Below are 25,322 nucleotides of genomic sequence, written 5' to 3' on the forward strand. Positions count from 1 at the left end.
GAGACAGGCCGGACCTCATGTTCGCTCCGTTCCGCCCTCCAAGGAGCGGCGGTGCAGAGCATTGGCAAGGAACATCGCCAGCAACGACGCGATGAACGCAACGCAGGTGTCGTAAAGCACAGTCATGCGCAGCAGCTCGACCATCGGAATCTGCTCAGCAACGATGTCTCTCACCAGCAGCGGCGGCATCAGCAAAACTCCGAAAATGGCTACGGCCGTCATGCCACTGATCATTTGTAACAGGTCGAATCGCCCAGACAGCCGCAGTTGGCTGCTCGACCACACCTTGAAAAGCGTAGTGCCGATGATCGCCGACCAGCTGAAAAGCCATACCCAGATGATGTTCGCGGGATGTACCAGAAGAACAGCAGACTGAAGGAGGCTGATAGGCAGAGACGCGATCAGCGCGACCTTGAAATAGGGTTTTGCTGCACCTCGCATCACAACGATGTTCGCAGCGCGCCGATACTCATCCACCGAAGCGGCCAAAGGGACGGTCTGGCGCCAGAGTTCCAGCAATGCGCCGGCCATGCCGAGCGATGCTCCGATCAGCATCAAGGCCTTGATCGCATACCATGACTGCAGACCAATCATGCCGAGAGCTGCCCCGACCATCGCGCTGAACGCGGAGACCACGACTGCATATGGCATGAACACGGCGCCTCCTCATGACCCACGGCCGAGTCTAGCGAGGAACGCTTAAGTAACTACCAGCGAAATGCGGACGTTTTCGTCCAGTCGAACCGGTTGGGCGAAGCTAATACGCGACCGCCAGCGCCGGATAGCGGCGCTCGATGGCGTCGAGATCGACGGCCGGCTCGTCATATTCGGCGCCGGCGTCGATGCCGATGCTCAGGGCCTGCGCCAGCGCCGCCATGTCGATGCGCGGCGGTGCGGCGGCCGGCTCAGGCGCGACGTCATCTTCCGCCATGTCGTCGGATTCCATGAGGTCGGCCGGCTCACGATCATCCTCGACCAGCTCGATCTCGGCTTCGACGATGATCTCGGAGCCGGCAAGGATGGTTTCGAGCGAACGTGGCAGCTCGATCGGGCGATGCACGATGGCCTGCGGCTCGGCCCGGCGCACCGATGCCGGCTGCACGGCCACGATCGCGGGCGGCGTCTGGCTGGGAACGATGCTCACCGCCTCGGGTTCGGACAGGCCCTTCCAGGTCTGCACCGCGGCCTTGGCCTGGCGGATATCGTCGAGGAGAGACTGCTCGGTGTAGTAGCGGCGCCAGCGGCCGCTATCGAACAGCTCGGTGAGATGGTCGAGGCGCCGTTCAGCAAGCGCGCACCAGCGCGCAGCCAGTTCGCGGCTGCAAGCCACGTCCGGTCGATGTGTCATAGGGGAGCCCGTGAGAGAAGGGGACGGACGCACTCGGCACGAATCAACGCAACGTGACGTGAATATTTTGTGGAAAAGGTTAACAAAGTCTAGCTAATGCCATGTTGTTTGGCGGCCAAACCGTAGTCGTGCGGAAATTTTGTCCGTGTTTTTTCGGGCTTTGGCCAAGCGCGGCAATACGAACGCGACCAACGGCATCCCTAACAACCCAAAGATGTTCCCCTCAGGGGCGCGAGACACTGCCGGATATCGACGTTGCCGGGCTTCGACCTCGCTCAAAAATGAAAGACCCGTCCGGGGGGACAACCGGACGGGTCGAGCCATATTGGCGCTTGGGGTGGATGGGCGCTCGCGCCGTATATAGCCTTGGGGAGGGGATCACCGCTCCCACATGCTTTCTGTCGTGACCGCCCCGCTGCACGTTCAAAGCGAGCAGGAGAATTTCGGAACGTTCACGAAAACGTTGGCGTCATTGCTGCGCGGGCCGCAGCGCATCGCCGGCCGGAGATGCTTCGGTCACTGCGGCCGGGCGCAACTCGCGGGCCGGTGCCGGCTCCGCTTGCAGCCCCGCGGACGGCGCCGCAGCAGCAGGCGCATCCTGCGGCGAGACCACGGCCTGGACCGCCGCCAGCGCATCCGCCTCCCCTGCTCCGAACAGATCGTCGCGTCCGGGCGTGCCGAGATCGCGCGCGGTCGCGGTCAGCACGGTCCGCACCGTCTCGGGCTTCAGCGCCGGATTGCGCTCCAGCACCAGCGCCGCAAGCCCGCTGACATAGGCCGCGGAAAACGAGGTGCCCGAGATGATCTGATATTTGCCGTCCGGCGCCGGCAGGAAGATCCCGGCGCCGGGCGCGGCCAGCGCGATGTAATTGCCGCGGTTCGACGCCGGCAGCAGCTGGTCCCTGTCGTCGGTGGCGCTGACGGCGATGACGTTCGGATTGCCCGCGGGATAGAGCGGCGGCGACTTGGCGCCGGCATTGCCGGCGGCCGCGACCATCACGACGCCCTTGGCAGCGACGGCCGCGATCGCGCGCTCGATCACCGCATCCTTCGGGCCCGCGAAGCTCATGTTGACGATCTGGGCGCCGTGCAGGGCCGCGTAGTCCAGCGCCTTCAGGATTACATAGGAGCTGCTTTCCGGCCCGCCGCCCTTCTTGCCGACGCCGAACGCACGGATGGCGATGATCCGCGCATAGGGCGCGCTGCCCATCAACCGCTTGTGCGATACGATCACGCCGGCGATGCCGGTGCCATGCACATCCGGCCCCTCGTCGCCGCCGAGCGCGTCGAACACGTCGAACGACGCGTCGGCGAATTCCGGGTGCCTGAGATCGACCCCAGAATCGATCACTGCGATGGTGACATTGGAGCCCTGGGCCAGCCTGTGCGCTTCCGGCAGCCGCAGCTTCGCCAGCGCGTATTGCGCCGGATCGCCCTCGACGGGTGCTGCGCTCTGCTGCTGCAGCGTATAGCGATAGTTCGGCTGCACCGAACGCACCCTGGCATCTGCCGCGAGCGCACGGCTGACCGCCTGCACCGAGCGGCGATCGGTGATCCTGAACAGACCGATGGTGGCGCCGATCAGCGGAAAGCGCTGCGAGCTGATGCGCTGCAGGCCATGGCGACGCGCCAGCGCATCGGCCTGGTCGGTCGAGAGAGAGTCATCGATTTCGGCGACGATCTCGTTGGCGATGGTCCGTAGATCGACCGCGGCCGCAACCTTCGGCTCGCGCCGCTGCGTCACCCTGGCGGAGCTGCCCTTGTCCAATTTTCCCTGGGCTCGCCGACCCTGCCCATCCCCCGTCACCGACGGGTGGTCGAGACATTCGCCCGAGACGCTGCGATCCGCCGGGTTGCAGGACGCCTGCAGGTTCGGTGCAAATCGCGCATTGGGCAAGGCCGGGCGCGGCGCCATCCCGGTCGGCGGCGGCGCGCGCAGCGCGGTGCCCGGGTTGATGCTCGGCACCCGGCTCGGGATGTTGATGGTGGGCGAACGCATCATCGCCTGGGCATGGGCACTGAGGTCGCCACCTGCGAAAGCAGGCATTGTGACGACGATCAGCATCGCAACCGATCTGGCGAAGCGTAGCGGCGAACTCGACGACATGAAGCCTCCGAATGAATTTCGGACGGCGCGGGCCTATTGCGCGGCCACCGCGAGGCTGACGATCTTCTCCCGCGCCAGACGGCCGATCAGGCTGTCGGCCTCGGCCTTCGACAACGGCCGGTCGCCGAGTTGCAGCTTGAACAGGCCGCCCTTGGCGCCCTCGACAATCGAGGCCTGATAGTTGTCGAGCAACGCCGAGATGTCGGCCATGCGCGCATCCGGCGCGAACCGCACCAGCGCATAGACGGGCGCGGTCGATCCGGCGACCTGCGGTCCAAGGCCGCGGATCAGCGGTGCGGCCGGGGCCGGGGCTTCGGCCATCCGCGAACGCGTCATGCTCTCGGGCGCCCGATCCGCCGGGGCCGGCGCCGCGGCGCTCGGCGGCGGCGCGGCCATCGGCTTGCTCGCGGGCTCGGGCGCGGCGGTCTTGTCCTGGACCGAGGCGGTCTGATAGGTCGCGGTCTGCGAGCGCATCAGCACCGCGCCGATCACGCCGGCCTGCGCCAGCACCAGCAGCGCGCCGAGGCTGACGGTCCACGCCAAGGTCCGCGGCGACAGGCTGTCGAAGAAATCCATCAGCCGCGCGCTGAAGCCGCGCGGCGCGGCAGGCTTCTGCACCGGATCCGCCTCGATCGCCGCGAACAGCTTCTGCATCGCACGCATCGACGGCGCGCCGAGGCTTTCGTTCAGCGCGATGGTCTCGGCATATTCCTTCTGGATTTCCGCATACTGCCTGGCGAGATCGGCATCGTTGGCGAGAGCCTCCTCGACCCTGCGCATGTCGCGCGCGCTCAGCGTGCCGGCGGCATACCACGGCAGCAGGAGTTCGATCTCTCCGGGCTCTTGCTCCAGCATCTTGCTCAAAGCCATCATGGCCAGCCTCTCTCAATGCCGGCCGCTTTCAGGAGTTCGGCCAATTTCTTGCGCGCATAGAACAGGCGCGTCTTGACGGTGTTCTCCGGAATTCCGACGATCTCGGCCACCTCCTCCACGGACTTCTCGTGGTAGTAGACGAGATCGACGATCTCCCGGTGATCAGGCGAAAGCGCCGTCAGGCACTTGCGCAAGGCTTCGCCGGTATTCTTCTTCTGGACCGCGACCTCCGGATCGTCGGACGTATCCTCGATCGCGTTCGCGGCCTCGTCTTCCAGCTCAACGTCCTTCCGGCGCCGAAGTGCCGACAGGGCCTTGAACCGCGTGATCGCCAGGAGCCAGGTGGAGACGGCAGAACGGCCTTCGAACTTGCCGGCCTGACGCCACACGTCGAGAAAGACCTCGCTGATGAGGTCTTCCGCGACCTGCTCGTCCCGCACGAGCCGGAGCCCGAAACGGTACACCCTGACATGGTGCCGTCCGTACAGCACCTGCATGGCGAGCCGGTCGCCTTGAGCGATCCGGGCAATCAGGGTTTCATCTGACGCCGCTGCTGTCACGCTCAATGGCCGTCTCGCAAGATTGGTCTGGAAGATTGACGTCGCGGTTCGAACACAACCGCAAAAATCTTCAAAATACCGGAAAGATACGTCCCGAAATGTGAGTTGGCGCACAGACTTGCAGATTTCGCTGCAGCGCCCAGGTCGATCGCGACCAGCGGGTTCCCGCCTACCATGTTCCGCCCGTTCCCGCCAACTGCCCGCCCTGAAAGCCGTAGATTCCCGGTCGCAGCACCACGGCGGCGGCCTCTTCGTCCATGCCCATAGATACCAAAGTTAAATGCTTTCCCACGTAGATATTAAGCCAACGACGAAGAATCGCGAGCACATGGGCACGACGGCACCGCCTTTTCCCAGTCCTGATATCGCTGAGGCCGGGGACGCGCAGCCGTCTCCGTCCAGCGACCTGCGCGCGCGTCGAGCCGGACGGCGCCGGCAGATGCTGGCGCTGGTCGCCGGATGCTACCTGATCGATGCCGTCATCCTGCTGATCTACGCCCAGGCGGGAACCGTCCCGGTCACGATCGCGCCAGCCTACGCAGCGATCGGCATTCTCACCGTCGCGCTGTGGACCGTCCTGTCGGAGAGCGGTTTCAACGACCGTTTCCGCGACCACTACCTCGTAGTGCCGCAATCGCTCGCCAGCATGATGCTCACGGTCGCGTTCTGCTACATCGCGCCCGAAGTCAGCATCCTGTTCCTATGCACGCTGTACATCGTCGTCGCCTTTGCCTCGCTGCGGGCGACGCCGCGCCAGAGCGCGATCTGCTGGACGTTCCTCGCGATCGGCCTGGCGGGATTGTTCCTGCTCACCGACAAGCCGCTCGGCATGCCGCACGGCAGCGGCCTCGAGCGGCTCGCGACGCTGCTGGTCTTCCTGCTCACCATCGCCTGCTGCATGTTCCTCGGCATCTTCTCCAGCGCGCTGCGCGAGACGCTGTACCAGCGCGGACAGAAGCTCAAGGAAGCCTATCGCCGCATCGAGGAGCTGGCCGAGCTCGACGAGCTCACCGGCGCGCTGAACCGGCACTCGATCATGCATGTGCTGGACGAGGAGATGGCGCAGGCGCAGCAGGGCGGCCAGCCTTGCTCGGTGGTGCTGATCGATCTCGACTGGTTCAAACGCATCAACGACACGCATGGCCATCCGACCGGCGACGATGTGCTGCGCACATTCGCCATCACCATCTTCGCCAACATTCGCGGCAGCGACCGCTTCGGCCGCTACGGCGGCGAGGAATTCCTGCTGGTGCTGCCGGGCGCGCCGGCCGACGCCGCGGCGCGGCTCGCCGAACGATTGCGCCAGATCATCGCCGGCCTCGACTGGAGCGCGTTTTCGACCGGCCTGCAGGTCACGTTCTCGGCCGGCGTGGCCACCCCGCGCGGCGACGAGACCGCCGATTCGCTGCTCGCCCGGGCCGATCGTGCGCTCTACGACTCGAAGGCGCAGGGCCGCAATCGCGTCACCAGCGCCTGCGCCATCCCGGCATGACCCCGAAACCCGCCCCGAACGAAAGCCTGCTCGACGAGCTCGAGGACACGCTCGCGCACGGCACCGTCGCCCGGCGGGTCGAGACCCTGCGCAAGGTAACGGACCTGTTCGTCGACGGCGCGAGGGACTTCGCCGATGATCAGGTCGCGCTGTTCGACGACGTGTTCGAATGCCTGGTCGAGCACATCGAGATCTCGGCCCGCGCCCTGCTCGCGCGGCGGCTGGCGCCGCTGGCGTCGGCGCCGCCGCGGACGCTGCACCGGCTGGCCGATGACGACGCCATCGATGTCGCAGGTCCCGTGCTGTCGAAGTCCGACCGGCTCGACGAGGCCGCGCTGATCCGCACAGCCGAGACCAAGAGCCAGGCGCATCTGCTCGCGATCTCGCTCCGGCGCGTGCTCAGCCGCGCCGTCACCGACATCCTGCTCAGGCGGGGCAACGACGAGGTCGTTCACAGCACCGTCAGCAATCCCGGCGCCGACGTCTCGGAGGCCAGCCTCGACACGCTGGTCGATCGCGCCGCGCTGGACGAAAACCTCGCCGCCTGCCTCGCCATGCGGCCCAATCTGCCGCGCCACCTCTATCTGAAGCTGGTCGCCAAGGCGTCGGCCACGGTCCGCACGCGGCTCGAGGCGGCAAATCCGAAGCTCGCGCAGGAGGTCCCCTCGGCAGTGCGCATGGCGGGCCGGCGGGCGCGATCGAGCGCGGTGGCGCTGACCAGCCAGACCGAGATCGCGCACGCGCTGGTGCGCTCGCTGCATGCCGAGGGCCGGCTCGACGACCGTCTCGTCGTGCAGTTCACCGAGCAGCGCAAGTTCGACGAGGCCAATGCGGCGCTTGCGGCCATGGCCAACGTGCCGGTCGCGGTCGCCGAGAGCATCATGATCGAAAGCCGCGCCGAGGGCGTCATGATCCTCGCCAAGGTCGCAGGCCTGTCATGGCCGACGGTGAAGTCGATCATCCTGATGCGCGATGAGCTCGCCACCACCGCGACCGCCGATCTCGACGCCTGCAAGGCCACCTATGAACGGCTCCGGCGGTCCACCGCGCAGCAGGTGCTGCGCTTCCATCGCGTGCAGGATGCCGCGACGCCGGTGCAGGCGTAGCGCGCTCAATAGCGCAGCACCCTCGCGCCGATGAGCGCGCCGAGCCCGGCCACGATCAGCGTGGCCACCGTGTACCAGGTGGCTACGAAAAATGGCGAGTCGTCGGTGCAATGCGCGGCATAGAGCGTCGCCGCCATGCCCGCCGAGACCAGCCCGGCGATCGCGCCGGTCATCGCCGGACGCGACGGCGCGCCATGGCGCAGGCCGAACAGCGCCGCGCCCAGCAGCGGCAGCGACAGCACGGGGATGGCGCTCATGCACACCATCGAATTGTGGCCGACCAGCCGCGCCATCATCGGCGTGCGCTGCGGCAGCATCATCTCCGCCGCCATGCCGCCGACGAGGACCACGATCGGCGCGATCAGGAGCCAGCTCCAGCCCTGCAGCGAGGCCTCGGGGCGCGACAGGTGCAGGCTGATGATCAGCGCCGGGATCGCCAGCGCCGTGGTGACGACGAACTTCAGGTCGAAGAACGGATTGCGCACCGCGAGCCAGATGTCCGGCCGCACGCCGAGGCCGATGAGCAGCATCGCGGTCGAGACCGGCGTTGCCGCCATCAGGGCCAGCGCCAGCACGATGCCGACCGGCTGCGCGCGCTGCGCATTGTCGGCCGCTAGGGTGCGGATGAGCTGATCGGTGTCCATGGTCAGGTATCCCGTAGCTTGGCCGTGAGGCTTGCGAGTGCCCGGTGCAGCGCCACCCGCACCGCGCCCTCGCTCATCGAAAACTTTTCCGCGGTCTGCTTGATCGAGGCGGCCTCGACCGCGATCGACTGCAGCACGTCGCGCTGGCGCTGCGGCAACGTCTTCAGCTGCGCCTCGACCTCGCCGGCCGAGACGGTGGGTGCCGGCGGCTCGTCGGCCAGCGTCTCCGAGAAATCGTCGATGTCGACGAACACCCGGCGGCCGCGCCGGCGCAGCATGTCGATCAGCTTGTTGCGCGCGATCGCGAACAGCCAGGGCGCGAACGGCGCATCGACGTCCCAGGTGTGCCGCTTGAGATGAACCGCCAACAGAATTTCCTGCACGATGTCCTCGGCCTGGTCGGGGGGCTGGCCGGCGCGCGCCAGCCCGCGCCGTGATGCTGCGCGCAACACCGGCGTGACCGCCCTCAGCAGGCGATGATAGGCCTCGTCGTCACCGGCGACGGCCTGGCGCATCCAGCCCGTCCACTCGTCGTCACGCTCCCGCAATTCCGCTCCACCCCCAGCAATTCGCCCGAATCGTCAGCTTGTTACTCTCGCGGCATCATGATCACTAATTCGTGATGCGGACATTGGCCTCGGAACCATCCGAGTTACGCCACACCGAGAGCACGCCACCGGGCAAGTCTTGGAACAGTTTCCTTGGAACCGCTCCATAGCACCGAATCGAACGGCGCATGATCAGGTTTAATGGGCCGCGCCGCAAAGTGCGGCGCCGCCCAGCTTTTGCCGTGAGCGGCAGGAAGATACCCATTTTCTGCCCCGTTCTCGACATCTGTCGGGGTCTCACTCCGGCTTGGGCTGGCGGGATGGGGAGAAGCCGACGATGACGATCCAAGCCAGTGGACGTTCAGCATTGATCATTGCCGCCGCGTTCGTTCTGGGCCTCGTTGGCACTGGATTGGCGCGCGCGGCCGAACAGCAGAGCTACAGTCCGTTCCTGCCGGTGGGGGCCGAGAGCGCCCCGGCAGCGAAGCAGGACGGATTCCCGGCGCCGATGCCGGCCGAGGCCCAGGCTCAGGCCGCGCCTGCGGCGGAATCGGCCGACGCCGCGCCGAGCGATGCGCCGGCGGCCTCGGACGTCACCGTGAACATGGTCACGGTCAGCAATGACGACAGCTCGGGCTGGGACAAGGCCTCGATCATCGGCAAGATCTTCATCGCCTGCGGCACCCTGCTCACCCTGGGCTCGGCGGCGCGGATGTTCATGATCTGAGGCGCCGCGCGGCGCCCCACCTACTTGATGCGTAACGATCCAGCGGGCACATTGCCCGCTGTTTTGATTTGCGGGGTGGGATCATGAGCGTTTACGAGCACATCATCGTCGAAGGCAAAGGCGCGGTCGGAATCATCACCCTGAACCGGCCGAAGATGCTCAACGCGCTGTCGTTCGGCGTCTTCCGCGAGATCGCTGCAGCCGTCGACGATCTCGAGGCCGACGATGCCATCGGCTGCATCGTGATCACCGGCAGCGAGAAGGCGTTCGCCGCCGGCGCCGACATCAAGGAGATGCAGCCCAAGAGCTTCATCGACATGTTCTCGAGCGACTTCACCGCGATCGGCGGCGACCGCGTCGCGCGCTGCCGCAAGCCGACGATCGCTGCGGTTTCGGGCTATGCGCTCGGCGGCGGCTGCGAGCTCGCGATGATGTGCGACTTCATCATCGCCGCCGACACCGCCAAATTCGGCCAGCCCGAGATCACGCTCGGCACCATCCCGGGCATTGGCGGCACCCAGCGCCTGACGCGCGCGATCGGCAAGGCCAAGGCGATGGACCTCTGCCTCACCGGCCGCATGATGGATGCGGCCGAGGCCGAACGCTCCGGCCTCGTCAGCCGCATCGTGCCGGCCGACAAATTGATGGACGAGGTGATGGCCGCGGCGGAGAAGATCGCATCGATGTCGCGCCCGGCTGCGGCGATGGCCAAGGAGGCCGTCAACCGCGCCTTCGAGACCCCGCTGTCCGAAGGCATGAATGTCGAGCGCAACCTGTTCCACGCCACCTTCGCGCTGGAAGACCGCGCCGAGGGCATGGCCGCGTTCATCGAGAAGCGCAAGCCGGTGAACAAGAACCGGTGAGATTGGCAGTGCGCTCAGTTCGACTGAGTTGATATTTTTCGAAGTCAGTTCATCGATAGCCGTGGACGCGGTGCGCTCCCTCTCCCAGTTCTTCACGGGGTGAGCGTTGGGATGAGGGCAGACGCTCGGGAAGCGTACGTCGTTGGACCTGTCCCCCCTCACCCGAATGGCATCCGCGATGCCATTCGACCTCCCCCCGCAAGCGGCGCGAGGTAGACCGAGCGAGCCGCGAGTTACTCGCATATCACCGACGCGATTCGCGGCGCGCCCGTGCGCTGTCGTCCGCGCACGCCCACCCACCGGCCTACCGCACGACCGTCGCGCAAGCGCCTGACAAACGGCCTGTGGCGAGAGCGCCACAACAAACCATGGAAAAGCCCGCCGGATTCCATATCCGCGGTTTGTGTGTGGCCGCCATCCGCCGTAAACAGGTAAACAACTGGTTAAGACAGTGAGACGCGGCGGAGTCGGATGGGGGGTCGAGCCAAACAATTTGGCGTCGGCAAGGTGCATGCGCGGCGGTTCGGCCTCGGCCTGACCGTGGCCGCCGGCTTTGTCGTCGCCTGCTCGCCCGCGCGCGCCGAGGATCTCGCGGCCGCGCTCGTCAAAGCCTATCAGACCAACCCGGCGCTGAACGCCGAGCGCGCGCGCCAGCGCGCCACCGACGAGAACGTGCCGCAGGCGCTCGCCGGCTATCGCCCGCAACTGATCGCGAGCCTCGGCGCCGGCCTGCAGGCCGTGCGCAATCTGCTGCCCGGCAACACGATCCAGACCGCGACATTGAAGCCCTGGACCATCGGCGTGACCGTGACGCAGACGCTGTTCAACGGCTTCCGCACCGCCAACAGCGTGCGCATGGCCGAGTTGCAGGTGCAGTCGGGCCGCGAGGCGCTGCGCAATGTCGGTCAGGGCGTGCTGCTCGACGCCGTCACGGCCTACACCAACGTGCTCGCCAACCAGTCGCTGGTCGAGGCGCAGCGCTCCAACGTCGCCTTCCTGCGCGAGACGCTCTCCGTCACGCAGCGCCGCCTCAATGCCGGCGACGTCACGCCGACCGACGCCTCGCAGGCCGAGGCGCGGCTGGCGCGCGGCCAGTCCGACCTCAACGCCGCCGAGGTCAACCTCGCCATCAGCCAGGCGACCTATGCCCAGGTCATCGGCATGGCGCCGGGCCAGCTGCGCGCGGCCGACCCGATCGATCGCCTGCTGCCGCGCAGCCGCGAGGACGCGATTGCGCTTGGCAACAAGGAAAATCCGGCGGTGGCTGCGGCGAGCTTCGACGTCGACGTGGCCTCGACCTCGATCAAGGTCGCCGAGGGCGCGCTGCTGCCGACCGTGACCCTGCAAGGCAATGTCAGCCGCAGCCGCGATTCGGATCAGACGCTCGGCACCTTCGGCACCGATCAGGCCTCGATCGTCGGCAGCGTCACCGCGCCGATCTATGACGGCGGCACCGCCGCGTCGCAGACCCGCCAGAGCAAGGAGCTCGCGGCGCAGAGCCGCCTCGTGCTCGACCAGGTCCGCAACCAGGCCCGCACCGCGGCGGTCAGCGCCTGGGTCGCCAATGAAGGCGCCAAGGTCGCCGTCAGCGCCTCCGAGGCCGAGGTGAAGGCCGCCACCGTCGCGCTGCAGGGCGTCTCGCGCGAGGCCCAGGGCGGCCAGCGCACCACCGTCGACGTGCTGAACTCGCAGGCCGACCTGATCCAGGCCAAGGCGCGGCTGATCGGCGCGCAGCGCGACCGCGTCATCGCCTCCTACACGCTGCTCAGCGCGGTCGGCCGGCTCGACGTCAAGAACCTCAATCTGAATACGCCGGACTATCTGCCCGAGGTTCACTACCATCAGGTGCGCGACGCCTGGCACGGCCTGCGCACGCCGTCGGGACAGTAGAGCTCCCTCACCGCCGGTGCCGCAGCCGGTCTTTCGGACCGCGAGGCCACGCGCGAGACCTGGAACACCTGCTCGATTCCGTCCACACTCTGCGCCGGACCCAGGCGGAGGCGCGCATGCTGTTCATGGTGATCGAGCGTTTCAAGGACCGCGATCCGATTCCCGTCTACCGTCGCGTTCGCGACCCCGGCATCACCTTTCCCGACGGGCTGAAATATCTCGGCAGCTGGATCGAGCCGAATTTCGACCGCTGCTTCCAACTGATGGAATGCAACGACGCCCGCCTGCTGCAGCAATGGATCCTGTCCAACGCCCGCAACACCGGCATGACCTTCGAGATCGTCCCGGTGGTCACCAGCGCGGAGACGCGCGAGGTGGTGGCGCCGTTCCTGGATGAGAGTTGAGTCGCGCGACGATGCTCGACGTCCTGACGCAGATGCTCGCCGTCTGCCTGATCTCTTATGCGATCGCGGTGCTAATGCCATCGTGGCGGGCGCTGCTGGCGGCAACGCTGCTGCTCGCGCTGGCGACAATGATCGGCGGCCTGCGAGAATGGTGGACGCTGGAGCAAGGCAGCTGCAGCCGCGCGTGTACGCTCGAAGATCTGCTCGACATCCCGATGCTGCCGATCGCTAGAGCGGGCTTCATCACCGGAGCGATCGTCCGGGCGCTCACATTCCTGCCGCAGGCCCGCGGCCTGTCGCCGCGCGCCATCGTCACGATCTGTATTGCCGGGGGCGCATTTGCGCTCGCTGTGGCCTTGTTCGCGCCGAGCCTCGTCTGGTGGCGGCCGCTGCGAATCTTCTAGGCACGGCGACAGAGTCGTTCATTGCTGCGGCGAGCTGCGATGGCCTACACTGCGTCTCGCGCGAACGTCAGACGCCGAGGCGATTTCGCCGCATCTTGTCGGCTAGCAAAAACGAAAGGCTGATGTCGTGGACTGGTTCGAACGCCTGACCGGCTTCAAGGAGACCGACTATGCCTCGACGCGCGCCAGACTGGTCTGCGAAGATGGACGGCTGACGTCTCTGGTCAATGGCAAGAGCTACCAGACCGGGCGGCTGGAGCTTCCGAAATTGTCGGAGCTCCGGACCAGGGTCCAAGACTCGGCCTGTCGAACCGGACGGCTCCGCGTGAGCCTCGTCAGCGGCGATGTCCGCACCCTTCATCTGGTCCCGGAGTTCGCCGGCGCCCTGTTCCAGGTCGCCTCGCAGTTCAATCTGCTGGAGATGATCGGCCCCCACGCGACCCCGGAAGACGGCGTGACGATCTACCAGCATGATCCGACGCAGGGGCCGGCCTGCGCGATCGCCGCCGGCGCCGCAACGATCTATCGCAACTACTTTGCCCCGGTCGGCGGTGAATCGGGCCAGACCCGCGACCGTCAGCTCGACGCGCTCGCAGATGTCGGGGCGGCTCTGAAGTCCCGTCTATCCCGCGGCGGCGAGCTTTGGGCGATGACGAACGGGTACGCCCTGTGCACGCGGACCGGACTCGAGACCATCACGGCCATCCTCGACGCAAGCGATGGCGATGAGATCGACGCATTGCGCGGACACCTTCGGATCGGCCTGCATTCCGACGTCGAGCTGACCGACGCGGGCGAGCCCCGACCGACAGTGTCACAGGCCTTCTGCTCCGCGCTCCCCGTGGCCTACTGCTCCCCTGCCCCCCGATATTGGCAGACATTCGCTCGCCTGATCCTCGAGGCCAGCTACGAGGCAACGATCTGGGCGGCGGTCCTCAACGCGACACGCGGCTCGAACGTTGCCCTGCTCACCAGCGTCGGCGGCGGCGCGTTCGGCAATGAGGAGAGCTGGATCGAGGACGCGCTGCGCCGCGCGCTGCTGCTGGCGTCCAGCTTCGACCTCGACGTCAGGCTCGTCAGCTATGATCGCCCGACCGAGACATTCCTGCGGCTTCAGGACGAGTTCGGCCGCTGAGCCATGCCGTGAGCACGGCACAGCTCGTACGACGCCCTACCCCTCGAACGCAAACAGCTCGATCGGGTCGTTGAAGCCGCGCACCGGGTATTCGCCGACGCGTTCGAGCGCGAACGGGCCTTCGACGAGTTCGGCGAAGGCCCGCGACATCAGCACGGGACGACCGACCTGCTTGGTCAGCGCCTCCATGCGCGAAGCCATGTTGACCGCGGGTCCGATCACGGTGAAATCCAGCCGCGTGCGCGAGCCGATGTTGCCGTACATGACGTCGCCGACGTGGATGCCGATGCCGTAGCGCAGCGGCGCACGGCCGCCTTCCGCATGCCGCGCGTTGAGCGCCGCCATCGCCTGCCTGGCGCCGGTGACCGCGTGTAGCAGGTTCTCGCAGGCGCCGGGCTGGCTAAGCGGAAAGATGGCGAGCAGGCCGTCGCCGATGAACTTCAGGATCTCGCCTCCATGCTCTGTGATCGGCTCGACCATCGCGTCGAAATAGCCGTTGAGGAGATCGATCACGTCGTCGCGCGGCCAATTGTCGGAGATCTTGGTGAAGTCGCGGAGATCGCAGATCATGATCGCGGCGCTCACGGTCTCGCCGCTGCCGCGTCGGGTCGCGCCGGCCAGCACCATCTCGCCGGCATGCGGCCCGACATAGGTCTCGAGCAGGGTGCGCGCCAGCCGGTTCTTGATGCGGATCTCGCTGACCAGCGCCAGCACCGGCAGCAGCCGCTTCAGGGCGCCGATCTCGGCATGATCGAAGCCGCCGCGCTGGTCGGTCGCGAAGGTCACGCAGTGGCGCTTGCCGAGCGTGTGAAAGATCGGCCAGGCGACATAGTCGGTCAGCCCCTGCGCGCGCATGTCGTCATAGATGCCATGCTGCCGGCCGAGCGCGGGATCACGCGCCAGGTTTTCACGGATCTCGTCGGCGCCGTTGTAGACCTCGCTCACCGGGCTGCCGATGAACTCGGAACGCGAGCCGACGTCATAGTCGACGCGATTGATCTCGGAGCTCTCCATCCCGTCGCTCCACAGGATGCGCGCGCCGAGCCATTGCGGATGGTTGATCTGCACGTGCAGCGACGCGCGCTTCACCGGGATTCCGGCGCGCTGCAGGCGGATGCACATCTGCGCGAAGATGTTGTCGATGAAGCGTTCGTCGCGGGTGCCGCTGGTGAGCCAGTCCACGACCTCGTCGCCCAGGCGCTGGCCGGCGGCGAGACGGACGTCGGTTGCTGTCATGGCGGTCTCCTGGGCCGGCGCGGCAATGCCAGGGAGATGTCGTGTCGCAGCGCAAAAGAGTCAACCGATACCAACGCATCGCGCCCCTACCCCGATGGGCAGGCCCATCAGGTTCGGCGTCGGCAAAGGACGGCTCATCGTCTCAGCCCAGCGAGGGACGGATGCTGCACATCCGCCCCTCGCCTGACAGGCTTCTCAGAAATGCACCACCGTCCGCAGGCCGAGCACCACCGCATTGCCGGTCTTCAGGCCGGCGGCGTTGAAGCCGCGTCCGCCCGGATTGATGACATACTGGGCGTCGAACTTCAGGTTCATCCAGCCGGTCGCCTGCCAGCCATACCAGGCTTCGATCGGCACTTCGTTGCCGCCTGCATTCGGCGTCAGCGCCGCCGAGTTGACATGCGTGGTGCCGACCGCGAAGCCGACCTCGTCGTCGGGACGGAAAGAGAAGGTGCCGGTGTGCTTGACGCCCCAGGAGATCTGGTAATCCTGATAGGACGTGCGGTGATCGGCCACGCTGGTGTTGAGGAAGGTATACCAGCCCTGCGCCTTCGGACCCTCGACGGTCAGCCGCTGCAGGATCGATTCGTAGAAGCCGTAGCGGCCGCGCTGGCTGCTGAGGTTCTGATCGCCCACGCCGGGACCGCCGGCGTAGACCCCGGTGATGCCGGGCAGACCGCCGTCGATGGTCGAAGCGCTGTCATACCAGCCGCCGAAGCGCCAGGTGCCGTTGAGCGGACCGCTCGGCTCCCACACCACTTCGACCGGCACCAGGACGCCCGAGGCCGGATTGGAGCGCGCGATGCCCGGCGCGAGATACACGCCCGCGTCCGACGTCGTCAGGTAGTTCGGATTGGCATCGTAGACGCCGACCGACAGCTTCCACTCCTTGGTGAAGTTGTAGTGCACGACGCCGGCCCACTGGCTGACCGGCCAGTTGTAGATGTAGCCGCCCTGGATGTTGCCCGGCTGGCCGCCGCAGAAGGTCAGGTTGATGAACTCGCACTGGCCGAAGAAGAAGTCGGAGCCGACCGGCAGCCGGCCGCCCTTGAGCACGAGGCGATCGTCGAACAGCTTCTGCTGATAGTAGAACTCGGTCAGGCGCAGGATGTTGCCGCGGCCGAACACCTCGTTGGTCAGTTGCAGCGCCGGAATGCCGGCTTCGCTGTTGAGGTTCTTGCCGAAGCGGTCCACCAGCGTGACGCCGATCAGGCCGCCCTGGATGCCGGCGAGCTTGGCCATGTCGAACTTGGCCTCGAACCACAATTGTCCGGCATTGGCCGAGGTGTTGCGCGAGCCGCCCGACAGGTTGGTGACGGCCTCGTCACCGAGCGTGAGCGCAAGCGAGATGCCCTGCTCCTTCAGCCTGGTCCGGCCGAGATCACCGAACAGATATGGCCGCGTCCAGAAATCGTCGACACCGGCATAGGGAACCGGCGGCGCCTTCATCGGCAAATCGGCAGCGAGCGCACCGCCGCCCAACAAACAAGACAAAGCAACCCCTACGCCGCACATGCGTGCGGTCGTCGCAAACCCACTCATTTTTCCTGCTCCTCGCAGCGTCCCCAGGCTCTGGCTGTTGTTCTGTCGCGTCCGGCCCAGAGCCTCCGTCCCGGCACGCGCTTCCCCACGGCTCAATCCCGGCCGCCGCCCATTCGAGGAGCGCATTCGTCAACCTGAGATTGGAAGGCGATCCTAGCAAGCGCCGAGGTGCCTTTGAATAGTCATATTATATTGGGGAGTCGGTATAACCGTAAGTGTGACATGAGTGTCACATGCCGCATTGCGGAATATTATGTTCCGCGCCGTTGCGGCTCTCGGGATGCTTCGGACGCACGACAAGGCAACCAATTTGGAGAACCGTGGCGTGGCTGTTGACCTGCGCCTTTCAGCTCGCATGAGATCACGCCCAAGCTGGACGAGACTTGCTGCATGAAAGTGTCAGACCCCGATTTGTCAGAAGCGCGCTGGGCCAGCCTCCTCGGCGGCTATCGCGTTCCCTACGACCCGCGCCCAGCCCTGCAACGCCTCGAAGGTGGCGATAGCTCAGCCTGGGACGAACTCTGGAATGAGCTGCACCACCAAGGTGACGTCGGCGAAGCATCCTTCGCCGCCGTACCCGGTCTGGTCCGAATTCGCGAGCGCCGCGGTGTTGCCGACTGGCAGACCTACACGATGATCGCGATCATCGAGCTTGCGCGAGACGGCTCTCGCAATCCGGCGATGCCGGCTGACCTGCGCGAGAGCTACGAAGCGGCGTGGGGCCAATTGCTCCACATGGCACTCCGCGACCTCACCACGGCGCAGGATGCCGACGTTGTCAGCCAACTCCTCGGCGTTATAGCGATCGCGCGCGGCCAACGCGCGCTGGGACGCATTGCGATCGAATTCACGGAAGATGAACGGGCTGCAATGCTGGCCGGCGAATGGCCTCCATGAATCGCAACGCGACCTCACGGGTAGAATCGCTTTAGGAAGGCATCGATCTCGTCGTCATCTGCCTGCCAGTCGGCGCCGCGCTCCATGTACATCAACGCAAGTCCAAGCAGCTGCAGGGGGCTCTCGGCGACGAGTTGAAGCGTCCCCTTCGTTGCGCTCCAGAGTTCGCCGTCGCTCTCATAGCGACGATCGATTTCGTATCCGAGCTTGATCAGCGTCAGATATGCCGGAATTTCGGTATTGCCTGCCGCTGCGATGGTTTGGGTAAACACGGAGTTCTCCCGTTCTGGATGGAGTCCCCGGCCTGCCGACTGCGTCAATCAAACAGACTGGATCTGATTTGGCACGCGTGGAGCACTACACCCCGGATCTCGACCACATCAGCCGATATCGTGTAGTAGACGACATGCGCCTGGAATCGAAACCGTCGTAGCCCGCGCCGGAAGTCCTCGGCTGATTGACCTATGGCCGGGAATCTGAGAGCAGCTCGAAGGTCCGGATCAGCCCGGACGCGCGTAGGCTTCCGCCTGATAAGCACCAAATTGCAGTTCGGTGTATTCGTAGATCTGAGCGAGTTGATCGCGTGCTCGAATGGTGAGGCGATAGCTACCCACGGCGCGCAGCAACACGCTGCCGAGCAGCCGCGATGATGTCCTCAGCAGTCTCGGCAGTGAACGTCTCGCAATCAGGGTGCGCGAAGAACTCTTTGAAGCGAGCGATCTGCTCCTCGCGACTCAATGCCTGCCAATCCGCAAGCTCGGCTTCACTGGGCGGCAGCGCCGACGGGACGACCCGAGACTTGATTTGCGACATTGGTCCTTTCCGAGAGAACGGAGCCTGAAACATAAAGGTAGCACCTCCCGGTGGAATTGCGAGATCGGCCGCCATCTTCGACGAGGCATCGAGCTTGGCCGATTTTGCCGGGCGGGCAGTATCGCGCCGACGAAAGCACGGGACCGTTCCTGATCACGGGTCAAAATCGCCTGCGTCAATGCTTCCATTTTCCCATTCCGTTCAGCCACATCTTTCGTTTCAAGAGCTTCGCGCGAAAATAAATCACTTCCGAAAATCAGCAAATCATGTCTATTCTATCCGCGTTCCGGTCCGGATGAGGGGCGTACGCGTCGTCACGAGACGTTGGGCCGGCAATGCGGTGGACGTGAGGACATCAGCGCGCTTTCGGGTGCGGACGAATGATGCGCTCGCGGACGTGAAGTCGCGTGGTCCTGGCATCCCGATGCTGATGTCCCGCGCGATGCGCTTGAAGCGCATTGTCGCGAACGGTGGCCAACAAGCCCGGTGCACCGAGGAGATCGCGTATAAGCGTTAAAACCGCCGCGCAGGGAATGCCGGATGATCCGGCTTTGCCTGTGGTACCTGCCGCCTGCATTTTTTCAGCAGGCGGGCCATGGGTGAGGCCCTCACCCGGCATTCCCTGCGCCCTCATCGTCTTTCGAGGGCGAGTGCTTTCCGCATCCCCCGGGCGCGACCGCGCCGCGGGACCGTGTGTGCACGCCCGGCTGTTTGACTGGTTGGAAGATGGGACGGGGGACTGCGAGCGATCCGGGAGCAGCGTCCTACACGTCCGGCTGGTCGTCGCGTTCGGCCTGCGACAGCTCGGCGAGGGCAAGATCGCCGGAATCGGCCATGCGCGCCTTGGCGATGGTCCGGACATGCGCGGCGAGCGCCGGCATGCGCGCGATCAGCGCATGGAAATCCTGCGCGTCGAGCACCAGCAGCCGGGTCTTGCGCGTCGCCGTCACGGTGCCCGAGCGTTTGGTCCGGTGCAGCAGCGCGATCTCGCCGAAGAACGTGCCGTCGGCGAGCTTGACGCATTGCGTCGGCAGCTCGATCTCGACCTCGCCCGTGGTGATGAAATACATCGAGGACGCCGGATCGCCACGCCGCACCAGCACCTCGCCGGCTTCGATCGTACGCGCACGCAACAGCCGCATGATGTCGGCGATTTCGGACGCCGAAAGATGCGAGAACAGCGGCACCCGCGCCAGCATGCCCCAGGTGACGACGAAATCGCGCCGCTTGATCTCCTCGGCGAACGCGGTGGAGATGATCGCGACCGGCAGCGCGATCATGGCAAAGCCCCAGATGATCGCGAACACCGTGATGATGCGGCCGAGCGGCGTCACCGGCACGACGTCGCCGTAGCCGACGGTGCCGAGCGTCACGATCGCCCACCACATCGCATGCGGGATGGTGCCGAACTTGTCGGGCTGGACGTCGCGCTCGACCGCGTAGAGCAGTGAGGCGAACAGCAGCACCGCGCCGGCCAGGATGACGAGGCAGCCGATCAAGATGCGCCGCTCGGCCTGCACGGCCGACAAGAGCGAGCGCAGCGCCGGCGAATAGCGCACCAGCTTCAGGAACGGCAGCACGATGCACAGCGCTTCCAGCGTGCGATCGCCAAGCACCAGCGCGATGGACGCCGGCACGAAGGACAGGAGATCAATCAGGCCGAGCGCGGACAAGGCGTAGGCGAGCCGCTCCCGGTGCGGCGACTGGCGCCGCGGCATGTGCCCCGCCACGCTCCAGAGCCGAGCGACATACTCCGCGGCAAACACGATCAGCGAACAGACCTTGATCGCTCGCAGCAATCCGCCAATGGAAGCCGCGATGTCCGGGTCGGAGGCCAGCACCACCGCCAGCACGTCGAGCGTGATGACGAGCACGATGAGCTGGACGATGCGCGAGCCGTGCGTGCTCGGCAGATGGTCGTGCTCGAGCAGCTCGTACAGCCGGTCGCGCAGATCGGGATCGCGAACGCTCTCGCCCGGCCCGAGCGTCGGCACGATCAGCCTGCCTTGCCGATCGCGCTCTCGATCGCGGCCAGCGCAGCCTCCGCCTTGGTGCCGTCCGGGCCGCCGGCCTGGGCCATGTCGGGACGGCCGCCGCCGCCCTTGCCGCCGAGCGCCTCGGACGCGGCGCGCACAAGGTCGACCGCATTGAAGCGCGGTGTGAGATCGGCGGTGACGCCGACCACGACCCCGGCCTTGCCGTCCTCGGAGGTCGCGACAAGCGCGACCACGCCGGAGCCGAGCTGCTTCTTGGCCTCGTCGGCGAGCGACTTGAGGTCCTTCATCTCGATTCCGGAGACGGCGCGGGCCATCAGCTTCACGCCGCCGACCTCGCGGACGCCGGCCGCCGGCGAGCCGTTGCCGATCGAGGTGCCGCTGCCCATCGCGAGCTTCTTGCGCGCGTCCGACAGCTCGCGCTCGAGCTTCTTGCGCTCCTCCATCAGCGCGGTGATGCGCGCTGGCACATCCTCGACCGTGGTGCGCAGCTCGGCTGCCGCCGCCTTGGCGAGCGAGAGGTTGTGGTTGGCATGCGCCCGCGCGCCGCGCGCCGTCAGTGCCTCGATGCGGCGGACGCCGGACGCGACAGCGCTCTCCGAGGTGACCGCGATCAGGCCGATGTCGCCGGTGCGCCTGACGTGGGTGCCGCCGCACAGCTCGACCGACCAGCCCATGGCATTGGCGCCGTGGTCGCGCGCGGCATTGCCCATCGAGACGACGCGGACCTCGTCGCCATATTTCTCGCCGAACAGCGCGCGGGCGCCGGCCTCGCGGGCATCGTCGAGCCCCATCAGCCGGGTCGTGACCTCGGCATTCTCGAGCACGACGTCGTTGGCGATGTCCTCGACGCGGGCGAGCTCCTCCGGAGAGATCGGCTTCGGATGGACGAAATCGAAGCGCAGGCGGTCGGGCGAGACCAGCGAGCCACGCTGGGCGATGTGGTCGCCGAGCACCTGGCGCAGCGCCTCGTGCAGGATGTGGGTGGCGGAGTGATTGGCGCGGATCGCCGAGCGCCGGCCGTGATCGACGTCGAGCTGCAGCGCCGTGCCGAGCTTGAGCGTGCCCTGCTCCACCGTGCCGATATGCGCGAACAGGTCGCCGGCCTTCTTCTGGGTGTCGGTGATACGGACGCGGACGCCGTCGCCGGTCATCACGCCGGTGTCGCCGACCTGGCCGCCGGACTCGCCATAGAACGGCGTCTGGTTGAGCACGATGACGCCGCTCTCGCCGGCCTTGAGGCTGTCGACCTCGGCGCCGTCCTTGACCAGCGCGGTGACCGCGCCCTCCGCCGTCTCGGTCTCATAGCCGAGGAACTCGGTGGCGCCGAGCTTCTCGCGCAGCGGGAACCAGACGGCCTCGGTCGCCGCCTCGCCGCTTCCGGCCCAAGCTGCGCGGGCCTTGGCCCGCTGGCGGTCCATGGCATCGGTGAACGAGGCCTGGTCGACGCTGATGCCACGCGACTTCAGCGCGTCCTGCGTGAGGTCCAGCGGGAAGCCGTAGGTGTCGTACAGGGTGAAGGCGACGTCGCCGTCGAACATGTCGCCCTTGGTGAGCGAGGCCGACTTCTCGTCGAGGATGGCCAGCCCGCGCTCCAGGGTCTTGCGGAAGCGGGTCTCCTCGAGCCGCAGCGTCTCCTTGATCAGCGCCTCGGCGCGGATCAGCTCGGGATAGGCCTGGCCCATCTCGCGCGAGAGCGTGCCGACGAGCTTGTGCATCAGCGGCTCACGGGCGCCGAGCAGCTGGGCGTGGCGCATCGCGCGGCGCATGATCCGGCGCAGCACATAGCCGCGGCCCTCGTTGGACGGCAGCACGCCGTCCGAGATCAGGAACGACGAGGCGCGCAAATGGTCGGCGATCACGCGAAGCGACGCCTTCTGCGGCCCCTGCGGGTCGGCATTGGTGAGGTCGGCGATGGCGCGGATCAGCGCGACGAACAGGTCGATGTCGTAATTGTCGTGCTTGCCCTGCAGCACCGCGGCGACGCGCTCGAGGCCCGCGCCGGTGTCGATCGACGGCTTCGGAAGGGGATTGCGGACCCCGCCCTCGAGCTGCTCGTACTGCATGAACACGAGGTTCCAGATCTCGATGAAGCGGTCGCCGTCGGCCTCGGGCGAGCCCGGGGGGCCGCCCCAGATCTTGTCGCCGTGGTCATAGAAGATCTCGGAGCACGGGCCGCACGGGCCGGTGTCGCCCATCTGCCAGAAATTGTCCGAGCCGGCGATGCGGATGATGCGCGATTCCGGCAGGCCGGCGATCTTCTTCCAGAGCCCGAACGCCTCGTCGTCGTCGATGTAGACGGTCGCGGTCAGCTTGTCCTTCGGGAGGCCGAACTCCTTGGTGACGAGCTTCCAGGCAAGCTCGATGGCGTTCTCCTTGAAGTAATCTCCGAAGGAGAAGTTGCCGAGCATCTCGAAGAAGGTGTGGTGCCGGGCGGTGTAGCCGACATTGTCGAGGTCGTTGTGCTTGCCGCCGGCGCGGACGCATTTCTGCGACGTGGTGGCGCGGTTGTAGGGCCGCTTCTCGACCCCGGTGAAGACGTTCTTGAACTGCACCATGCCGGCGTTCGTGAACATCAAAGTCGGGTCGTTGCGCGGCACCAGCGGCGAGGACGGCACGATCTCGTGGCCGTTCGCAGCGAAGAAATTGAGGAAGGTCGACCTGATCTCGTTGACGCCGCTCATAGCAATCCAATCGAAGAAGTCCGGGAATTCGGCGGCAATGCTTTTAGACAAGGCGACTTCGCGTGTCCAGAAACTGTGCAGAAACATCATGGGCTTGCTGCACGGCTCCTAAAGCTGGTTGAAAGCCGCCGTGACGCGTTGACAGCTTGCGCGGGCTGGTGTTTGGTCCCGGACATAGACGACAGTCGCGTCGGGAGAGACTGGCCTTCTGAGGTTCTGGTTGAACGTCAAGGGCCGGCGCCGAAGGAGCAACCGCCCCGGAAACTCTCAGGCAAAAGGACCCTCGCGACTGCAACTGCATCTGGAAAGAGACGCTGGCCGGGCCTGATCCCGGGACGCGTCCGCCGACGGGATAATACTCTCAGGCACAGCGACAGATGGGGCTTCGGTGGCGTTTTTCGGGACTGGTCCCGAGGAACCGCGCGAGGACCCCTGATCGATGGCTGAACCGGCTGCCCCCCATTCTTTGAAGCGAACGCCGCTGCATGCGCTGCATGTCAGCCTCGGCGGCAAGATGGTGCCCTTTGCGGGCTATGAGATGCCGGTGCAATACGCGCCCGGCGTACTCAAGGAACACCTCCATACCCGCAGCGCGGCCGGGCTGTTCGACGTCTCCCACATGGGCCAGGTCGCGCTGCTGCCGAAATCCGGCAACGTCGCCGACGCCGCGGCGGCGCTGGAGCGGCTGGTGCCGCAGGACGTCATCGGCATCCCGCCCGGCCGGCAGCGCTATGCCCAGTTCACCAACGCCGAGGGCGGCATCCTCGACGACCTGATGGTGGCGAATTTCGGCGAGCACCTGGTGCTGGTGGTCAACGCCGCCTGCAAGGAGGCGGACATCGCGCTGCTGCGCGACGGGCTGTCCGACGTCTGCGAGGTCCAACCGCTGACCGACCGCGCGCTGCTGGCGCTGCAGGGGCCGAAGGCGGCGTCCGTGCTGACGAAATTCTGTGCAGAGGCCGAGGCGATGCGGTTCATGGACGCGGGGCCGCGCAGCGTCGATGGGCTCGCCTGCTACGTTTCGCGCTCGGGCTACACCGGCGAGGACGGCTACGAGATCTCGGTGCCTGCCGATCAGGCCGAGCGGCTCGCCGAGGCGATGCTGTCCGACAAGGACGTGCTGCCGATCGGGCTGGGCGCCCGCGACAGCCTGCGGCTCGAGGCCGGGCTCTGCCTCTACGGCCACGACATCGACACGGCGACAACGCCCGTGGAAGCTGCGCTGGAATGGTCGGTGCAGAAGGTCCGCCGCACCGGCGGCGCGCGCGCCGGCGGCTTCCCCGGCGCTGACAAGATCCTCGCGCAGTTCGATGGCGGTGCGACACGCCGCCGCGTCGGTTTGCGGCCCGAGGGCCGCGCGCCGGTGCGCGAGGGAGCAGCGCTGTTCGCTTCGGCCGATTCAGGCGAGCCGGTCGGCAAGGTCACCTCTGGTGGCTTCGGCCCGACGCTGAATGCGCCGGTCGCGATGGGTTACGTGCCGACCACTCTCTCTGCGCTCGACACCCCGTTGTTCGCCGATGTGCGCGGCCAACGCCTGCCGCTGCGGGTCGCCGCCATGCCCTTCGTTCCCAACACCTACAAGCGCTGAAGGACGTCCATGACTACGCTCTACACCTCCGACCATGAATGGCTCAGCATCGATGGCGACACAGCCACCATCGGCATCACCGACTATGCGCAGGCCCAGCTCGGCGACGTCGTGTTCGTGGAGCTGCCGCAGGTCGGCCGCGCGCTGAAGAAGTCGGAAGCCGCCGCCGTGGTCGAATCGGTCAAGGCCGCCTCCGACGTCTATGCGCCGATCACCGGCGAGGTGGTCGAGGTCAACCAGGCGATCGTCGACGAGCCTGCGCTCGTCAACACCGACGCCGGCGGCAAGGCCTGGTTCTTCAAGCTCAAGATCGCCGACAAGAGCGAGCTCGGCGGGCTGATGGATGAGGCCGCCTACAAGGCGCACACGGCGTGAGACGCGCGGTGCGTAGCCCGCATGAGCGGAGCGATATGCGGGACCGGCGGTCCCGGGGGTGCTGCGCTCGCCCGGGCTACGGCCTGCCGATC

The 25,322-nt window shown here is 66.4% G+C and carries 24 protein-coding genes and 1 riboswitch; of the genes, 11 read left to right on the top strand and 13 right to left on the bottom strand.

Annotation, left to right across the window (positions count from 1 at the left end; translation table 11 throughout):
- Positions 1-15: 15 nt before the first annotated feature.
- The 5 genes from ACQR1F_RS18905 to ACQR1F_RS18925 form a co-directional block, all read right to left on the bottom strand.
- The gene (locus ACQR1F_RS18905; RefSeq protein ID WP_434913633.1) at positions 16-651 is read right to left on the bottom strand and encodes a hypothetical protein; all 636 of its coding nucleotides are present in this window, start codon (positions 649-651) and stop codon (positions 16-18) included.
- A gap of 106 nt (positions 652-757) precedes the next feature.
- Positions 758-1,348 (bottom strand): TIGR03809 family protein, encoded by a 591-nt coding sequence (locus ACQR1F_RS18910; protein ID WP_434913634.1) that lies wholly within the window; start codon positions 1,346-1,348, stop codon positions 758-760.
- Positions 1,349-1,817: 469 nt separating this feature from the next.
- Complete coding sequence (locus ACQR1F_RS18915) at positions 1,818-3,455, bottom strand: S8 family serine peptidase (RefSeq protein ID WP_434913635.1); 1,638 nt, start codon at positions 3,453-3,455, stop codon at positions 1,818-1,820.
- Positions 3,456-3,488: 33 nt separating this feature from the next.
- Positions 3,489-4,328: a hypothetical protein gene (locus ACQR1F_RS18920; protein ID WP_434913636.1), complete on the bottom strand. Its 840-nt coding sequence runs from the start codon at positions 4,326-4,328 to the stop codon at positions 3,489-3,491.
- Positions 4,325-4,894, bottom strand: a complete 570-nt coding sequence (locus ACQR1F_RS18925; protein WP_008961196.1) for a sigma-70 family RNA polymerase sigma factor — start codon at positions 4,892-4,894, stop codon at positions 4,325-4,327. Before ACQR1F_RS18925 ends, ACQR1F_RS18920 begins: the two co-directional genes overlap by 4 nt.
- Before the next feature lie 322 nt (positions 4,895-5,216).
- Between ACQR1F_RS18925 and ACQR1F_RS18930 the strand changes: the two genes are divergently transcribed.
- Complete coding sequence (locus ACQR1F_RS18930) at positions 5,217-6,380, top strand: GGDEF domain-containing protein (RefSeq protein ID WP_315804239.1); 1,164 nt, start codon at positions 5,217-5,219, stop codon at positions 6,378-6,380.
- Positions 6,377-7,486, top strand: a complete 1,110-nt coding sequence (locus ACQR1F_RS18935) for a DUF2336 domain-containing protein (protein WP_434837897.1) — start codon at positions 6,377-6,379, stop codon at positions 7,484-7,486. The genes ACQR1F_RS18930 and ACQR1F_RS18935 overlap by 4 nt, the downstream gene beginning before the upstream one ends.
- Before the next feature lie 5 nt (positions 7,487-7,491).
- Here ACQR1F_RS18935 and ACQR1F_RS18940 read toward each other — a convergent pair whose 3' ends face one another.
- Together ACQR1F_RS18940 and ACQR1F_RS18945 are read right to left on the bottom strand one after the other, a co-directional pair.
- Positions 7,492-8,130 (bottom strand): NrsF family protein, encoded by a 639-nt coding sequence (locus ACQR1F_RS18940; protein WP_434848785.1) that lies wholly within the window; start codon positions 8,128-8,130, stop codon positions 7,492-7,494.
- 2 nt (positions 8,131-8,132) lie between these two features.
- Entirely contained in the window at positions 8,133-8,678 is a 546-nt protein-coding gene (locus tag ACQR1F_RS18945; protein WP_315804242.1) for a sigma-70 family RNA polymerase sigma factor, read from the bottom strand.
- A gap of 337 nt (positions 8,679-9,015) precedes the next feature.
- Here ACQR1F_RS18945 and ACQR1F_RS18950 point away from each other — a divergent pair, with 337 nt between their 5' ends.
- The 6 genes from ACQR1F_RS18950 to ACQR1F_RS18975 all read left to right on the top strand — a co-directional run bounded on the left by ACQR1F_RS18950 (position 9,016) and on the right by ACQR1F_RS18975 (position 14,101).
- The gene (locus ACQR1F_RS18950; protein ID WP_315804243.1) at positions 9,016-9,405 is read left to right on the top strand and encodes a hypothetical protein; all 390 of its coding nucleotides are present in this window, start codon (positions 9,016-9,018) and stop codon (positions 9,403-9,405) included.
- Positions 9,406-9,488: 83 nt separating this feature from the next.
- Positions 9,489-10,268, top strand: a complete 780-nt coding sequence (locus tag ACQR1F_RS18955) for an enoyl-CoA hydratase (protein ID WP_315804244.1) — start codon at positions 9,489-9,491, stop codon at positions 10,266-10,268.
- A gap of 471 nt (positions 10,269-10,739) precedes the next feature.
- Complete coding sequence (locus ACQR1F_RS18960) at positions 10,740-12,158, top strand: TolC family outer membrane protein (RefSeq protein ID WP_434913637.1); 1,419 nt, start codon at positions 10,740-10,742, stop codon at positions 12,156-12,158.
- Positions 12,159-12,274: 116 nt separating this feature from the next.
- A complete protein-coding gene (locus ACQR1F_RS18965) occupies positions 12,275-12,562 on the top strand; it encodes a DUF3303 domain-containing protein (RefSeq protein WP_316218117.1) in 288 nt (95 codons plus the stop codon).
- Between the two features lie 11 nt (positions 12,563-12,573).
- Positions 12,574-12,966 carry a hypothetical protein gene (locus ACQR1F_RS18970; RefSeq protein ID WP_434913638.1) on the top strand — a complete coding sequence of 131 codons (393 nt, stop codon included), beginning with the start codon at positions 12,574-12,576 and terminating at the stop codon, positions 12,964-12,966.
- A gap of 325 nt (positions 12,967-13,291) precedes the next feature.
- Positions 13,292-14,101: a hypothetical protein gene (locus ACQR1F_RS18975; RefSeq protein ID WP_434913639.1), complete on the top strand. Its 810-nt coding sequence runs from the start codon at positions 13,292-13,294 to the stop codon at positions 14,099-14,101.
- A 36-nt stretch (positions 14,102-14,137) separates the two neighbouring features.
- Here the strand turns inward: ACQR1F_RS18975 and ACQR1F_RS18980 are convergent, their stop codons facing one another.
- Together ACQR1F_RS18980 and ACQR1F_RS18985 are read right to left on the bottom strand one after the other, a co-directional pair.
- Positions 14,138-15,337: an adenylate/guanylate cyclase domain-containing protein gene (locus tag ACQR1F_RS18980; protein ID WP_315804249.1), complete on the bottom strand. Its 1,200-nt coding sequence runs from the start codon at positions 15,335-15,337 to the stop codon at positions 14,138-14,140.
- A gap of 195 nt (positions 15,338-15,532) precedes the next feature.
- Complete coding sequence (locus ACQR1F_RS18985; protein WP_434899709.1) at positions 15,533-16,879, bottom strand: carbohydrate porin; 1,347 nt, start codon at positions 16,877-16,879, stop codon at positions 15,533-15,535.
- A 390-nt stretch (positions 16,880-17,269) separates the two neighbouring features.
- Between ACQR1F_RS18985 and ACQR1F_RS18990 the strand changes: the two genes are divergently transcribed.
- Entirely contained in the window at positions 17,270-17,776 is a 507-nt protein-coding gene (locus tag ACQR1F_RS18990) for a hypothetical protein (RefSeq protein ID WP_434887708.1), read from the top strand.
- 14 nt (positions 17,777-17,790) lie between these two features.
- On the opposite strand, the gene ACQR1F_RS18995 is transcribed toward ACQR1F_RS18990, so the two are convergent.
- The 4 genes from ACQR1F_RS18995 to alaS all read right to left on the bottom strand — a co-directional run bounded on the left by ACQR1F_RS18995 (position 17,791) and on the right by alaS (position 23,267).
- A complete protein-coding gene (locus ACQR1F_RS18995; RefSeq protein ID WP_434887709.1) occupies positions 17,791-18,048 on the bottom strand; it encodes a hypothetical protein in 258 nt (85 codons plus the stop codon).
- Positions 18,049-18,382: 334 nt separating this feature from the next.
- A complete protein-coding gene (locus ACQR1F_RS19000; protein WP_434887710.1) occupies positions 18,383-18,589 on the bottom strand; it encodes a hypothetical protein in 207 nt (68 codons plus the stop codon).
- Between the two features lie 764 nt (positions 18,590-19,353).
- Positions 19,354-20,583, bottom strand: coding sequence for a cyclic nucleotide-gated ion channel (locus ACQR1F_RS19005; RefSeq protein WP_434913640.1), 1,230 nt, complete (start codon positions 20,581-20,583; stop codon positions 19,354-19,356).
- Positions 20,584-20,585: 2 nt separating this feature from the next.
- Positions 20,586-23,267, bottom strand: a complete 2,682-nt coding sequence (alaS, locus tag ACQR1F_RS19010) for an alanine--tRNA ligase (RefSeq protein ID WP_434913683.1) — start codon at positions 23,265-23,267, stop codon at positions 20,586-20,588.
- Positions 23,268-23,448: 181 nt separating this feature from the next.
- Positions 23,449-23,560, top strand: a riboswitch (glycine riboswitch).
- Between the two features lie 146 nt (positions 23,561-23,706).
- Here alaS and gcvT point away from each other — a divergent pair.
- Positions 23,707-24,855 (top strand): glycine cleavage system aminomethyltransferase GcvT, encoded by a 1,149-nt coding sequence (gene gcvT / locus ACQR1F_RS19015; protein ID WP_316238710.1) that lies wholly within the window; start codon positions 23,707-23,709, stop codon positions 24,853-24,855.
- Between the two features lie 9 nt (positions 24,856-24,864).
- On the top strand, positions 24,865-25,230 hold the full coding sequence (gcvH, locus tag ACQR1F_RS19020; RefSeq protein WP_316238711.1) for a glycine cleavage system protein GcvH: 366 nt from the start codon (positions 24,865-24,867) through the stop codon (positions 25,228-25,230).
- Positions 25,231-25,322 lie beyond the last annotated feature (92 nt).

The sequence above is a fragment of the Bradyrhizobium sp. HKCCYLS3013 genome, assembly GCF_051167615.1.
GTDB lineage: Bacteria > Pseudomonadota > Alphaproteobacteria > Rhizobiales > Xanthobacteraceae > Bradyrhizobium.

Coding starts and splice junctions, on each gene's coding strand:
- ACQR1F_RS18905 (WP_434913633.1), bottom strand. CDS start 651: ATGCCATATGCAGTCGTGGTCTCCGCGTTCAGCGCGATGGTCGGGGCA.
- ACQR1F_RS18910 (WP_434913634.1), bottom strand. CDS start 1,348: ATGACACATCGACCGGACGTGGCTTGCAGCCGCGAACTGGCTGCGCGC.
- ACQR1F_RS18915 (WP_434913635.1), bottom strand. CDS start 3,455: ATGTCGTCGAGTTCGCCGCTACGCTTCGCCAGATCGGTTGCGATGCTG.
- ACQR1F_RS18920 (WP_434913636.1), bottom strand. CDS start 4,328: ATGATGGCTTTGAGCAAGATGCTGGAGCAAGAGCCCGGAGAGATCGAA.
- ACQR1F_RS18930 (WP_315804239.1), top strand. CDS start 5,217: ATGGGCACGACGGCACCGCCTTTTCCCAGTCCTGATATCGCTGAGGCC.
- ACQR1F_RS18935 (WP_434837897.1), top strand. CDS start 6,377: ATGACCCCGAAACCCGCCCCGAACGAAAGCCTGCTCGACGAGCTCGAG.
- ACQR1F_RS18940 (WP_434848785.1), bottom strand. CDS start 8,130: ATGGACACCGATCAGCTCATCCGCACCCTAGCGGCCGACAATGCGCAG.
- ACQR1F_RS18950 (WP_315804243.1), top strand. CDS start 9,016: ATGACGATCCAAGCCAGTGGACGTTCAGCATTGATCATTGCCGCCGCG.
- ACQR1F_RS18955 (WP_315804244.1), top strand. CDS start 9,489: ATGAGCGTTTACGAGCACATCATCGTCGAAGGCAAAGGCGCGGTCGGA.
- ACQR1F_RS18960 (WP_434913637.1), top strand. CDS start 10,740: ATGGGGGGTCGAGCCAAACAATTTGGCGTCGGCAAGGTGCATGCGCGG.
- ACQR1F_RS18965 (WP_316218117.1), top strand. CDS start 12,275: ATGCTGTTCATGGTGATCGAGCGTTTCAAGGACCGCGATCCGATTCCC.
- ACQR1F_RS18970 (WP_434913638.1), top strand. CDS start 12,574: ATGCTCGACGTCCTGACGCAGATGCTCGCCGTCTGCCTGATCTCTTAT.
- ACQR1F_RS18980 (WP_315804249.1), bottom strand. CDS start 15,337: ATGACAGCAACCGACGTCCGTCTCGCCGCCGGCCAGCGCCTGGGCGAC.
- ACQR1F_RS18985 (WP_434899709.1), bottom strand. CDS start 16,879: ATGAGTGGGTTTGCGACGACCGCACGCATGTGCGGCGTAGGGGTTGCT.
- ACQR1F_RS18990 (WP_434887708.1), top strand. CDS start 17,270: ATGAAAGTGTCAGACCCCGATTTGTCAGAAGCGCGCTGGGCCAGCCTC.
- ACQR1F_RS19000 (WP_434887710.1), bottom strand. CDS start 18,589: ATGTCGCAAATCAAGTCTCGGGTCGTCCCGTCGGCGCTGCCGCCCAGT.
- alaS (WP_434913683.1), bottom strand. CDS start 23,267: ATGAGCGGCGTCAACGAGATCAGGTCGACCTTCCTCAATTTCTTCGCT.
- gcvT (WP_316238710.1), top strand. CDS start 23,707: ATGGCTGAACCGGCTGCCCCCCATTCTTTGAAGCGAACGCCGCTGCAT.
- gcvH (WP_316238711.1), top strand. CDS start 24,865: ATGACTACGCTCTACACCTCCGACCATGAATGGCTCAGCATCGATGGC.